9 protein-coding genes are annotated in these 13250 nt (G+C 34.0%); 1 reads left to right on the plus strand and 8 read right to left on the minus strand.

Translation table 11 applies throughout. From position 1 onward, the window contains the following. Positions 1 to 150 precede the first annotated feature (150 nt). The gene (locus ASC72_RS23140; RefSeq protein ID WP_056196657.1) at positions 151 to 1113 is read left to right on the plus strand and encodes an SPOR domain-containing protein; all 963 of its coding nucleotides are present in this window, start codon (positions 151 to 153) and stop codon (positions 1111 to 1113) included. 34 nt (positions 1114 to 1147) lie between these two features. On the opposite strand, the gene ASC72_RS23145 is transcribed toward ASC72_RS23140, so the two are convergent. The 8 genes from ASC72_RS23145 to ASC72_RS23180 all read right to left on the minus strand — a co-directional run bounded on the left by ASC72_RS23145 (position 1148) and on the right by ASC72_RS23180 (position 13180). Beyond that, on the minus strand, positions 1148 to 1909 hold the full coding sequence (locus tag ASC72_RS23145; RefSeq protein WP_056196660.1) for a hypothetical protein: 762 nt from the start codon (positions 1907 to 1909) through the stop codon (positions 1148 to 1150). A gap of 166 nt (positions 1910 to 2075) precedes the next feature. Continuing rightward, a complete protein-coding gene (locus ASC72_RS23150; protein WP_056196862.1) occupies positions 2076 to 2834 on the minus strand; it encodes a hypothetical protein in 759 nt (252 codons plus the stop codon). A 68-nt stretch (positions 2835 to 2902) separates the two neighbouring features. Continuing rightward, the gene (locus ASC72_RS23155; protein ID WP_056196663.1) at positions 2903 to 5182 is read right to left on the minus strand and encodes a helix-turn-helix domain-containing protein; all 2280 of its coding nucleotides are present in this window, start codon (positions 5180 to 5182) and stop codon (positions 2903 to 2905) included. A 99-nt stretch (positions 5183 to 5281) separates the two neighbouring features. Next, positions 5282 to 5851 (minus strand): OmpH family outer membrane protein, encoded by a 570-nt coding sequence (locus tag ASC72_RS23160; RefSeq protein WP_056196666.1) that lies wholly within the window; start codon positions 5849 to 5851, stop codon positions 5282 to 5284. Positions 5852 to 6098: 247 nt separating this feature from the next. Further along, positions 6099 to 6947, minus strand: coding sequence for a bifunctional 2-polyprenyl-6-hydroxyphenol methylase/3-demethylubiquinol 3-O-methyltransferase UbiG (locus ASC72_RS23165; RefSeq protein WP_056196670.1), 849 nt, complete (start codon positions 6945 to 6947; stop codon positions 6099 to 6101). Positions 6948 to 7149: 202 nt separating this feature from the next. Next, positions 7150 to 9021: a tRNA uridine-5-carboxymethylaminomethyl(34) synthesis enzyme MnmG gene (mnmG, locus tag ASC72_RS23170; RefSeq protein WP_056196672.1), complete on the minus strand. Its 1872-nt coding sequence runs from the start codon at positions 9019 to 9021 to the stop codon at positions 7150 to 7152. Positions 9022 to 9392: 371 nt separating this feature from the next. Beyond that, on the minus strand, positions 9393 to 9812 hold the full coding sequence (gene ybeY / locus ASC72_RS23175) for an rRNA maturation RNase YbeY (RefSeq protein ID WP_056196675.1): 420 nt from the start codon (positions 9810 to 9812) through the stop codon (positions 9393 to 9395). Continuing rightward, complete coding sequence (locus tag ASC72_RS23180; protein WP_056196677.1) at positions 9809 to 13180, minus strand: DUF4175 family protein; 3372 nt, start codon at positions 13178 to 13180, stop codon at positions 9809 to 9811. Before ASC72_RS23180 ends, ybeY begins: the two co-directional genes overlap by 4 nt. Positions 13181 to 13250: the final 70 nt, after the last annotated feature.

Raw genomic sequence — 13250 nt, forward strand, 5'->3', positions numbered from 1 at the left:
ATAAAACATTAAAGATTTCGCCTGACTTTTTGCAAAAAGCTAATTTTATTTAACTACTTGAAAACGAATTGTCTATAAAATTATCAGAATTGTTAATAAAAATTGTGAATAAAATTTTGATAACTATATTGGATGTATAACTTTGTTACTATGAAAATCGAAACTTATATAGCACAGTTATTGTATCGTTATCAGTGTGTAACGGTTCCAGGGTTTGGAGCATTTTTAACCGAAATTCAATCGGCGCAGCTTAATTCTAGCACAAATTCGTTCTCTCCGCCAAGGAAAACGATCGCATTTAACAGTCTTTTGAAAAACAATGATGGTTTGTTGGCAAATCATATTGCGCAAACAGAAAAAACATCATATGGATTTGCTGTAAGTGCTATTGCATTTGAAGTTTTAAACTGGAAAAAAACATTAGAAGAATATGGTGTTTTAAATATAAAAAACATCGGTGATATTCGTCTAAATGCCGATAATAATATGGTTTTCACTCCAAGTGATCAAACTAATTATCTAACGAGTTCTTTCGGACTTAGTCCGTTTGTTGCTCCAATGGTAAAAAGAGAAATTTTTGAGAAAAAATTACAGGAAATCGAAGAATCGAAAGTATTTGAATTACAAGATTCTGAAGAAGAATCTAGGTCTTCGGGTTCGTTTTTGAAATACGCTGCCATTTTTGTTTTAGGCCTTGGAATTACCGGAAGCATCGGTTATCCTTTATACCAAAATCAAATTACTACAAAAACACTTGTGGTAGAAAATGCGGTTCAGAAAAAAGTAGAAAACAAAATTCAGGAAGCTACATTCTTTATTGAAAATCCGCTACCCGCGGTAACCTTATCTGTCGATTCTGCAAAAACCGAAGTTGTAAAAGTGATGCCTTATCATATAATGGCAGGCGCATACAGAAGCGAAGAAAATGCACGAAAAGCTTATAATCAATTGATTAAAGATGGTTATGAGGCCCGAATGCTTGGCGAAAACAAACATGGTTTATTTCCGGTTTTATACGGAAGTTATGCAACGATGTCTGAAGCTCAAAAAGCACAAAAAGAAATACAAAAAGGCGAAAATCCGGATGCCTGGATTCTGGTCGAAAATCTATAAAACTTAAAAGCCTAATCTTTCGATTAGGCTTTTTTTATTTGGCAATTATTTTAGCATTTTGCGAAAGAATCACTTTATCACCCTGATAAATAGTTAGTTTCGCTGAAAGGGGATTATTTTCGCCAGCTACTATAAACGCACATTCATAAGTATAATTTTCCTTTTTAAATTCATATTGGTGGTTTCCTCCGCTTCCTTCGACTACGAAATTACCTCTGTAAATTATCAAATCAGGTTTTTCACTCATGGCTTTATCAATTGGCCAGGAAACATATCGGTAATTTTTATTTCCTAAATTATCAATTCTGATTCTGAATTTATCGGTTTCCAAAATACAGATCGGTTTTTGAAAAAAGGCAATACTAGAATCCAGTTCCTTTTTTTGAGCAGCAATCAGTTTCATTTTAAGATCACTCTCTGCTTTTGATTGATAATTAACACTGGTCAAACGTCCGTCAAAATCCATCCAGACATTTCCCTGATTCAACATCATACCACGCCAACCCATATCAGACCAGTCTTTTGCAGGATTAGATTTCGTAATTTCATTTTTTAAGGTTGTGTCGAAAATTTCATCATAGCGTTTGATAAAATCCGATTTGTCAACAACATCAGGTATTGGATATTCCCGTTTTAGAGGATAAGCAACCATCTCTGCGATGGCCTCTTTTTTGTCACTTTTCAAAGTATCAATAAAGCTTTTGATACATTTTTGATACTCAGGTTTTACCGTTTGGGCCGAAACGAAAACGCTCAAAAGCAGTACTAAAACCAGAAACAGATTTACTTTTTTCATATTAAAAACACTTTAATTGATTATTAATCTGATTATTAAGTTCCAAATATAAAAGTAATTAATTTATAGTTTCCTTGTACATTTTTGCTTCATTACAAGCAAATTCAACCTTGGTATTATTTATTTTAAAAACAAAAAATCCCGTTCCATGTGGAACAGGATTTTCTTATTTAGTCACTATTTTTGCATCCTGATTAAGTATCTCTTTATCATTCTGAGAAATTGTTAATAGCGCCGGCGGAGAATCAGATGTGCCAATTACAGTGATGTAACATTCATATAAATAAGCACCTTTTTTGAAGTCGTAATGGCTGTTTCCTCCACTTCCATCTGAGATCCATTTTCCATTCGTTATTATCAAATCAGGTTTTTCACTCATTGGTTTTTTAATGGACCAGGAAGCATATCTGTAGTTATCATTTCCTAAATCATCAATTCTTATTCTGAATTTTGAAGTTTCTAAAACATAAACGGGCGCTTTAAAAGTTGCGATTGACGAATGAAGTTTTACTTTTTCGCTGGAAATCAATTTATTCTTCAGATCTTTCTCAACTTGAGACTGGTAATTTATTGTTATGATTTTTCCGGTTGTATCAATCCAAATATCACCCTGACCTAGCATAATACCGCGCCAGCCCATTTCAGACCAATCTTTTGCAGGATTTGAATTGATGATTTCTTTCTTCAGCGTAGCATCAAAAATTTGATCGTAACGTTTTATAAAATCTGCTTTATTTTTAACAGCAGGAATTGGATATTCTCTTCCAAGCGGAAAAGAAATAAAAGTCGCAACCCCTTCTTTGTTGTTACTTTTTACATTGGAAATAAAGCTTTTAACGAATTTCTGATACTCTTGTTTCAAATCCTGAGCTGAAATATTTTGAATGCAAAAGACAATAAATATGACGTAAATTAACTTTCTCATAATTTCTATTTTACATAATGTTAAATAGGTTAATTCCAATTATCCACACTAAGTTACAAAACACAAAATCAATTGATACTGGCTTTAAACATTTTAAGCTCATCCCAGGTAAATTCGTCGCCGTGTTTTTCCTTCAACCCATTCAGAGATTCTTCCTGATAAAACTCAAAAGCCTCTCGTAACGCCAGAATTTTATCGTATGGCAAGACATCAGAAATATCAACTTTCTTCGCCTGAATTAATTTAACCAAATGCAATTCAATAGTTTGAACATTAAGTTTTCTAATTCTGGCAATATCCTGAATCGAATTTTTTTCAACCCATAAATCATATGTTTCTTCAACCGTAGTCTTTTTTACCGTTTTCGGTTCATTTTTATCTAGTTTTCTGGCCGTATAACGCACTGTAGGTTCATCCAATTTAAAAATATCTGTATTCGACATATTAAATTCCTCGCGAATCTTAGCGACCTTGTCCAATTTATAGTTTTTAATCGCTGAGGACGTTAATTTCTCTTTACAGATGGTTTCACCTGCAACGACAATTTCTATGAGTAATTTGGCCTTCATTAAGCGTAAAACTGCTTTGGTTTGCAAATCGTCTAAAAGAGCTAATTCTTCGTAAAACTCCTTTACTTTTTTAAACTTCTGAATTTCAGCCATTTTTTGTAAAAGGTCTGTTACCAATTTATCCATCGGTTTGAAAAAATAATCGTAGGCCGCTACTACCCTTTCCTGTACAAAAGTTAAATCAACCGTTTCTTTACTGAAAATTTTATTGAGCTGCTGAACGAATTTTTGAGAAGGATCAATTAAAGCATCAATTGCTTCCAAACGTTTATGCGCCCAAACGGAATGTTTTGCTTTTTCTGAATTTACCGCATTTTCATTATAACTAAAACGGTGGTTGCGCCATTCCTGAGCCAAATCTGTCCAATTAAAACTGTTAATCAAATAGTTATGAATAAAATTTTTAGTTTCAAAGTGCAATGAATTTTTCAGGACTTCTTCTGTTGCTTTATTCAAAGCGTAGTCCATTACATCCTGATCGTTCGAAATGCCATTCATTTGTATCGGAGAAAGTAAAATAAGGCCGTTTAAAGAGGTTAAACGCGATAATGCCACATAGGCTTGTCCCGGAACAAAAACTTGCGATACATCAAGCGCAGCTTTCTCAAAAGTTAATCCCTGACTTTTATGCACCGTAATTGCCCACGCCAATTTTAGCGGATAATGCGCAAATGTGCCCAAAACTTCCTCTTCAATCTCTTTTGTGAGCTCGTTTACTTTGTAGCGAATGTTTTTCCATTCGTACTTCTCCACTTCTATGGTTTTATTCTCTTCCGGAAAATGAACAAAAATTTCTTCAGGAGAAAGCGATTTGATAACACCCATTTTTCCGTTGAAATAGCGTTTTTCAAAAGACAAATCATTCTTGACAAACATCACTTGTGCTCCAACCTTTAACTTCAGATTTTCCTCTACCGGAAAGATTTTTTCAGGGAAATCTCCCACCACAAAAGGTTGATAAGCATGTTCATTTCCTGCCAAATCGCCTATAGCCTGTTCATTCATCGAGTCGGCTTTAGCATTATGTGTGGTCAATGTTATATAACCAGGATTATTTTTTAGATCAAAATCTGGTTTTACATACTCATTCAAAATCTGAATATCCTGCGGTGTAATCTGATTGTTTCGAAGATTGTTCAAAACCGAAATGAATTTATCATCGCTTTGACGATAAATCTTAGACAATTCAATGTACAAAGGTGGATTTTGCTGAATTACATGCGAATGAAAGAAGAATTTTCCCTTGTAATAATTACGCAAAGTGCGCCACTCTTCATCGCGAATTACAGGCGGCAATTGCAGTAAATCTCCAATAAAAAGCACCTGAACACCCCCAAAAGCACGTGTATTTCTACGAACCGTCTGCATCATAAAGTCAATCGCATCCAGCAAATCGGCACGCAGCATACTCACTTCATCAATAATCAGCAACTCCATGTTTCTGATGACGTTACGCTTAACATTATTCATTTTAAAATGCCTGCGCAGTGACTCTTTATTTTCGAATTTTACCGTTTCTGTAAATTGTGAACTCTCCTCATAAGTGGGTAAAAAAGCTGAAAATGGCAGCTGAAACATCGAATGAATGGTCACACCGCCAGCATTCAGTGCGGCAATACCAGTTGGGGCCACAACAACAGTATTTTTGTGTGTAGTCGCAATGATTTCGCGCAAAAGAGTCGTTTTTCCTGTCCCGGCTTTACCGGTCAGAAATATAGATTTTTGCGTTTGATTAATGAATTGTAAGGTGTAAGCAGCAGCTTCTGAAACGTTTTGCATTGGGCGTGTATTGAAATACCAAAAGTATCGCGTTTTTATAAAAGAAAAAACCTAAATCTTGACAGATTTAGGTTTTTAATTTAGTTAGTTAGTTTGGTATTATTTTTTAGCTTCTTCTTTAGCCGGAGCTTCTGTTTTAGGCTCAGCTTTATATTTATCGTTCAAAGCTTTAATGATATCTTTTGTGATGTCATATTTCTCTTCAGCATATAATATTGATGCTGCATCTCCTGTTCCGTAGATATAAGAATAACCGTTTTTCTTACCGTAATCTTTGATGAATTTTTTAACTCCGCTTATTAGAGAATCCATTTCAACTCCACTTTCTTGCTGTAATTGTTGAGACAAAGCTTGTTGAGCATAACCCAATTGTTGTTCTCTTTTTTGCAACTCAGCTCCCCTTTGTTGAGCCCATGCCTGTCCATTAGCTTGTGCCTGGCTTTGAAAATTAGCAGCGTCTTGTTTAAAACGAGTAATTTCCGCTTGTAGCTGTCTTCCTTTTTCTTCTGCCTGAGCTTTGTATTTAGCTTCAAGATCTTTTGCTTCAGTGTACTCTTTCATTAAAACCGAAGTATCAACGTAAGCTGTTTTTACTTCCTTAACCTCTGTTGCTTTATTACACGAAACAACCAAAATTGAAAGTGCGATAATTACTAATGCTTTTTTCATTTTCTAAATTTCTATTTTTTTTATTGTATTGAAGACAAAAATATAAAAAAATAAATAGCATCAACATAAAGTTTAAAAAATGCTATAATTTTATGATATTGTTTTTATTTATGGAAAGAAAAATGTCAATAATTCAATGCTATTAAAACCGGCTTTAATAGCTTTTATTAGAAACGTTTTCTTAAAAAAGACATAAATTCCCCTCGGTTAGAGTAAAAAAACGGCAGAAACGCGCTTAAATTGCGTTTTACTTGTTTTTTAAGACATAAATGTGCGATGAATACTCTTTAGTACTGCTCGCTTTTAAATTTGATTTTAATCCGACGAAAAAAGCAGTGATGTAATTCATTTTTCCGGTTTTGTATTTTTCGGATAATAAACTCACATAAAAAGAATCAAATTTCATTGGAAGTACTTTTTCCAATTTCATATCTACTTTTTCAAAAAGCGATTGAATGGCTTTTTTTGAGAAATGCCAAAAATGAATTGGCACATCATAGGCTGCCCAAAATTCATTATAATATTTTGCGTCGTACGATTTAAAATTTGGAACCGCAACAATTAATGTTCCAGTTGGTTTTAGTAAACGCTTCAATTCCTGAATTTGCAATTCTAAATTTGGAACATGTTCCAAAACGTGCCACATTGTAACTACGTCAAAAGATTTTTTTTCAAGTGCGTCAATCTCATTCACAAAAGAAATTCCTTTTTGTATCGCAATATTTTTTGCTCGCTCGCTTGGTTCCACTCCAACCGTTTCCCAACCGTCATTTTTTGCAGTCAATAAAAAATCTCCTGTTCCGGCACCAATGTCTAAAATTCTTCCTTTATGAGATTGTTCAGAATTGATTAAATTCAGTTTGTTTTTCAGCGCTATATTTTTTACAAAATGATATGCTTTTTCAAATAAGGAACGTTTGTTGTCTGTATGCGAAATGTAATCTTCACTTTCGTAATATCTTCCAAGATTTTCCAAAGCAGGTTGTGGAGATGTAATCAGCATGTCTAAAGTTTCATCATGATACAACTCAAAAATTTCTTTCGAAACAGAATGGTCTTTTACAGTAAGAAAATGTTTTTTGTTTAAAACGTCCATTTTATAATTATAGGTTTTTAGTAGGATTTGGTAAAATATATTTTTGGGGCTTTTTTTTAAATAGTTTCACGTGGAACAATTAAAAATTGTTTCAGGTTTTCTTTGTTTCAAGTTTCAGGTTTAATCTAAAATTTAAATTTGTTTCAGGTTTCAAGTTCCAACAAAACTTGAAACTTGAAACCTGAAACAAAATAAACATTTTCTATCTTCCCATATAAATCAAAAGCACCGAAATATCACTCGGAGAAACTCCGCTGATTCGTGAAGCTTGCGAAATTGTTACAGGGCGAATTTTGCTTAATTTTTGCTTTGCTTCAATCGACATTGATTTGATTTTATTGTAATCGAAATTCTCCGGAATCTTCACTTCTTCTAAACGAGTTAGTTTATCAGCGTTGTTTCTTTCCTTTTCGATATAACCAGAATATTTAACCTGGATTTCGGCTTGTTCTAAAATTTCCTGATCTACATCATTTGCTTCGATATATTCCTTTACTTTTTCAAATTTCATCATATCCTCCAAATCAATTTGCGGACGAGAAAAAACTTTGAACATTTTATCACCTTGTGTAATTGGAGCAGTTTCTTTTGCTTCTAGAATCGGATTCGTTTCAGCAACCGAAACACTCGTCTCTTTAAAGAAAGCAACCATCTTCTCAGATTCATTTAATTTCTTTTCCATTCGGCGTAAACGAGCTTCAGAAGCCAAACCAATTTCATGCGACATTGGTGTCAATCTGAAATCGGCATTATCTTGACGCAACAATGTTCTATATTCTGCTCTTGATGTAAACATACGATAAGGCTCTTCTGTTCCTTTCGTAATTAAGTCGTCAATCAATACTCCAATATAAGCTTCATCACGTTTTAAAATTAACGGTGCTTTTTCATGCACTTTTAAATGCGCATTTATTCCGGCCATCAAACCTTGCGAAGCTGCTTCTTCATATCCTGTCGTTCCATTAATTTGTCCGGCAAAATACAAACCTTCCACTAACTTTGTTTCCAAAGTATGTTTCAATTGCGTTGGCGGAAAATAATCATATTCGATTGCATAACCTGGACGAAAGAATTTCACATTCTCAAATCCAACAACCGAACGCAACGCTTTAAACTGAATATCTTCTGGAAGTGAAGTTGAAAATCCATTCACATAAACTTCACAAGTATTCCATCCTTCCGGTTCAACAAAAAGTTGATGACGTTCTTTATCCGCGAAACGATTTATTTTATCTTCAATCGAAGGACAATATCTTGGTCCAATACTTTTGATTCTTCCGTTGAACATTGGCGAACGATCAAAACCTTCTCTCAAAATATCATGAACGCCCAAAGACGTATATGTCATATGACAAGATCTTTGATGCGTTAACGGAGTTGTCAAATCAGAATAAGAAAACTTATCCGGTTTTGCATCTCCTTTTTCTTCGTTCATTTTAGAATAATCCAAAGAACGTCCATCCACGCGTGGAGGTGTTCCTGTTTTCATTCTTCCTGCTTCAAAACCTGCTTTCACCAAATCTTCGGTAATTCCGGTAGCAGCACTTTCACCTGCTCTTCCTCCTCCAAATTGTTTTTCTCCAATATGAATCAAACCGTTTAAAAAAGTTCCGTTTGTCAAGACAACAGATTTAGATCGAATCTCCACTCCCAACGAAGTTTTGATTCCTTTTATCTTTCCGTTCTCAATAATTAAACCTTTCACCATCTCCTGGTAGAAATCCAAATTCGGAGTTCCCTCCAACATCATTCTCCATTCTTCGGCAAAACGCATTCGATCACTTTGAACTCTCGGCGACCACATTGCGGGTCCTTTTGATTTATTCAACATTTTAAACTGAATTGCTGTTCGGTCTGAAACAATTCCAGAGTATCCTCCAAGCGCATCAATCTCACGCACAATTTGTCCTTTTGCAATTCCACCCATAGCAGGGTTGCAAGACATCTGTGCAATGTTCTGCAAGCTCATCGTAACCAATAAGGTTTTCGATCCCAAATTTGCGGCCGCTGCCGCGGCTTCAGATCCGGCATGACCTGCACCAACCACTATAACATCGTATTCTTCTAAAAACATTTCGTTTTATTATTCTCTGGAAACCGTTTAAGGCGATTCACAGAATTAACTTTTTCATTCTTTTGTTCCACGTGGAACGGCGCTAACGCGCAAATTCCAATTTAAAAAATCCCAAATTCCAAACCAAACCTGATGTTCCACGTGGAACATCAAGTTTACCTTTCAAAAGCCATATCTCAAATAAACTATGTTCCATGTGGAACATTTTAAAATCTTCAAATCAAATCTTCAAATCAAATCTTCAAATCTTCAAATCAAATCTTTAATATTAAATGTTCCACGTGAAACATCTCGTCTCTTTTAACGCGTCTTATGTTTCACGTGAAACAATTGGAATTTGGAATTTGGAATTTAAAACTTGGAATTTTAATTTATTGTTCCACGTGAAACATTGCGATTTTTTCATCTTCTTTAGAACGCATTAATTCAGCATCTTTATCTGATTTATCTTTGTATCCACAGTAATGTAATATACCGTGAGCCAAAACACGTTTCAATTCTTCTTCAAAAGAAACATTAAAATCCTTTGCATTATCTTCTACTCTTTCAACAGAAACAAATATATCACCGTTTAGCTGATTGCCAACTGTGTAATCAAAACTGATAATATCAGTTAAAGTATCGTGATCCAGATATTCTACATTTATCTTGTGAAGGTATTCATCGTTACAAAAAATGTAATTTATCTCTCCTTCGTTTTTATTCTCAGAAACTATTACAGCACTTAACCAATCAGAAAAGGCTAGTTCGTTGTCTAAAGTAAATTCGGTTTCGTAATTAAAATTGATCATTTTGTATTAAAATATTCTTGAACCTTTTGATTAAAATTCGAGCGCAAAGGTAGTGATTGTCTATTTAAAATCTCTACACTGTTTAAATATTCCAAAAGCGAACTTGGTAAAGCATTCGAGCGATTAAAAAATTCAGCTTTGTTTGTTTCCGATTGACGCTTCGTATCCTGACCTTGTTGCTGAACAGCATTGTTTAATTTTAATAATTCTTGTTGAATATTTAAAATCCTCTGTAGGTTTTCATTCTTAAAACCTTTATTCAAAAGTTGCTTTTCAGATTGTTTCATTTGATCAATCACAGATTTTCCCTGAGAATCCAAACCTTGTTTTGCTAATTCTTTTTGTAACGCTTCACGAAGTTTTACCTGCTCTTTATAGATTTCCATAATCGCCTCAGCATTTCCTTCTCCATCATTTCCATCTTTGCTTTCATTTCCTTTTCCTCCAGATTGATTTCCTTTTCCATCTTTACCCTGGCCAGATTTACCTTGACCTTCTTTTCCCTGACCTTCCTTTCCTTCTCCACTTTGTCCCTGTTGTCCTTCTCCTGGTTTATTTCCTTCCTTCATTCCCTGCTTCATTTTATCACCAAGGCCTTTTTGCTTTTGAATAATATCTGGCAATTGCATTCCCTGACCATCTCCCGGTTTTGGTTTTCCAGACCCCGGTTTCGACATAGACATTTGCATGTTGTTTAATAAATCACTTAAAAAATCAGCTAATTTATTGGCAGACGATACAGCATATTGTTGATGCGAAACTCCTTTCGGAACCTGAACGTCTGTCAAAGATTCAATCGCTTTGTCAACATTATATTGTACGTTCCCAATTTCCTTTGTTACATCTTCAGCTACTTTTGGATTTCTTAAGGACAATGCAAACAAACTATCGTCAACATGTTTGAACTGTTGTTTCAAATTCTGTTGTACTTTAATGTTTTTGGTATAAGCAGAAGAACCTAATTTCATCGATTTAAATTGTTTCATCACATCTTCCTGAGATAAAGAATAAGCCAGAAGATTATCCAGAACCTGACGAAGCATTGCAACATCTTCCTCTAATTGTTCCTGATCTCCACCTTCCATACTGGATTGCATTTGTTGTGCCATGCTCTTCATTTTTTGAGAGGCACTTTTTTGTTTTGGCTTAGCCGAAGAAGTATTCTTTTTAGCTAATTCTTCAGAAGCTTTTTGCAAATCAGAATTGACATCTTTTTCTTTTGAAGCATCAGAAGGAATATCCAACGGTGCTTTTAATGTTTTATTTTCTTCTTTTAAATCCTTCAAATCATCCTGAATCTTATCAAAAGATTTATTGATTTCATCTTGTTTATCTTTGGTGTTTTCACTGTCTTTATTCGAAAGCTTCTCTTGTTGTTCTGCTAACTTATTTAATTTTTCTGCAACCTGATCTGCTTTCTTCTCTACGTAAAAACGTTTTGTTAACTCAACTAATTGTTCTAAGTTGCGCGATTGGTTCTTACTGATCTGTTTGAATTTTTCCATCTTATCAAACAAATCTTCACTATTCAATTTATCGTTCAGGTTCTTTAGTTCCTCTAAAAGCTTTTGGTTTTTCTCCAAATCTTTCTCTGCATTATCCAAACGCTTTTGTAAATCTTCAGCCGTCTTGTCTTTCTTTTCGTCTTTGAATTTATCTAAATTCTGATTCATTTTCTCAGCGAACTGCTTCATCAATTCGTCTTGTTGCTTTTGACGTTTGATAAAATCATTGATCTTTTGCTGATCTTTAAACTCTAAATTATCTTTTTCTTTTCCGGTATTTTGAATCTTATCCATTTCAGAAAATTGTTTATTCTGATTCTTCAAAGATTTCTCAAGACTATTGATATTCTGATTCTGTTGTTGCAATTCCATATCCTGAACTTCGTCAGTAGTAGAAACTCTGTCTGAAAAAACAGAAGACTTTGTACTCTTAAAATGATGAGGCGCATCATTGTCGAAAACCTCAAAATAGTATTCGTAAGACACTCCTTCTTCTACAGCCAAATTACTTGGAAAGTTAAAAACGAATTGGTCAAATACTGCTTGCTTCACAGGAATGGTTCCACGCTTCGCTGTGTTTGGTTTGTTACGTTCGTAGTAAACAATCTGTAATTTCGACAAACCATAATCATCGCCCAGTCTTCCCAAAACATAATTCTTATCTAACTTTAAACTGTCCGGTGCAGGCGAAACTGTGATCGTTGGATGCTGATCTTTGATAACAGACAGCTGATAATCCAGTTTTTCGTAGTTTTTAACCTTATTATTTGAAGTAAGAATTTGATATTCTGTATTTTTGCTGATATTTTTGGCCAATTTAAACTCGTTTTCAGCCTTACTAAATTTTAAAACTGCATTTTCATCCTTCCAAACAATCTCCTGAGTAGATTGTGTATTCATTTTCCAGGTTACCAAAGTTCCTTCCGGTACAATTGCATTTCCGGTTCCCTGGATAGTTTCTGATTTTTTTTTCAAATAAGATGGAAAATTCAACACCATTTCGAAGTTGGTAATTGACGGAACTGTAATCACTTTTAATTCATATTCATCTGATGAAACCGAATTTCCTTCAAAAGAAAATTGAACATTATCAACCGGTTTTTCAATCTTGAATTCAAATTTTCCTGGTTGAGATGATTCCATAAAATAACTTTCATCTCCAATATGAATCATGACATTCTCCGGAACTACCTTTCCAACTGATTCCATTTTGATAACGAAATCTTTGTTTTGTTCCGTTTGTAAATTGGAATTTAAAACCACAAATTTGAAAGGAGCCGGTGGTAAAAACGTAGCATTAAAATGTACTACTCTATTAAAGCTTTGCGAAATAATAGTGCTATATCCGGAAATATAAAATACTGCAAAAAGCAAAATAGGAATAAGAGCCAATGGCAAATATTTCTTATTCGCTTTAAAATTGATCGCATTTCCAAATGGAATTGGTTGCAATGAATTCGCTTTTTGTTCAATTGAAGCCAACATTAATTCTGAACTTTCTGCTGAATTTTCAGAGGAAGACAATTGCAAAAAGTTGGTTAGTTTATCACTTACTTCTGTAAAATGGTTTCCAATAATTTTGGAAGCTTCATTATAATCAATTCCTTTTTGAAGTTTGAACAACTTGAAAATTGGAAACAAGATAAATCGGAACAAAAGGAAAACTTCTACGCCAATAAACATCCAAAATAAAACCGTTCTCCCTAGTGGTTTTAACCAAAGAAAATACTCAATAAAAAGCGTAAACAGAAAATACAATAATCCAAAACCAATAAAAAGAAGTCCTCCTTTTATCAATTCATTCGTGTAATATTTCTTTATAAAAGCTTCTAACTTTTGATATATAGCAGATGTCGTTTTCAAAATAAAATCTCTTTTGATTATAACCCATAAAAGTACTAATTTTAATTAGATAATTCTCAATGAGAAAATT

This window comes from Flavobacterium sp. Root420, assembly GCF_001427905.1.
In the GTDB taxonomy this organism is placed as follows: Bacteria; Bacteroidota; Bacteroidia; order Flavobacteriales; family Flavobacteriaceae; genus Flavobacterium.